Origin of the sequence: Actinomadura sp. BRA 177 (assembly GCF_013372625.1) — a bacterium.
Taxonomy (GTDB): domain Bacteria; phylum Actinomycetota; class Actinomycetes; order Streptosporangiales; family Streptosporangiaceae; genus Spirillospora.
Map to the genome: position 1 here is coordinate 1 of NZ_JABXFD010000048.1, position 591 is coordinate 591.

1 protein-coding gene is annotated in these 591 nt (G+C 73.6%); it reads right to left on the bottom strand.

The annotated features are described in order from the left end of the window. Positions 1–459: LysR substrate-binding domain-containing protein (locus HUX53_RS00215; RefSeq protein ID WP_255204774.1), on the bottom strand; the 459-nt coding region annotated here is incomplete at its 3' end. Positions 460–591: the final 132 nt, after the last annotated feature.

The window sequence follows — 591 nt, forward strand, 5'->3', positions numbered from 1 at the left end:
ACCACGGGGATCATACCTTGCTGCTTCGTCGGCAGCGTCGGATGGGAATAAGTGACGGACCGTGGAGCGCACGAACGCCGCCAGCGCCCGCGACCGGGACGCCTCCGGCCACGCCAGCACCAGCGTGGTCGGGGCCGCGTCGGTGACCGGTATCGCGACCAGGTCGTCGCGCAGCAGCCCCCGCATCGACGCCGGCAGCACCGCCGCCGCCCGGCCCAGCGCGATCAGCTGCATCAGCTGCCCGCCGTCGCCGACCACCGGGCCGCCGGGACGCTCCAGGGCGCGCGGCAGGGTCTCGCCGTCCAGGTCCGCCATCGACACCTCGGCGCGCCCGGCCAGCCGGTGGCTCGCCGGCAGGACGGCGACCTGCGGCTCCTCCAGCAGCGGCTCGGTGGCCAGCCCGGTGGCGTCCTGCCGCGGCGTGTACAGCAGGGCGGCGTCGGCGCGTCCGTCGCGCAGCGCCCGGTCGGCGCCGTAGCCGAGGACCGTCCCTTATCCACATCTGACGCCTCCGACGAAGCGGATAGGGTGGACCTGGGAGGTCGCCGCAACCCTCAAACACAAACCCACTCACACACGACACCACAACCC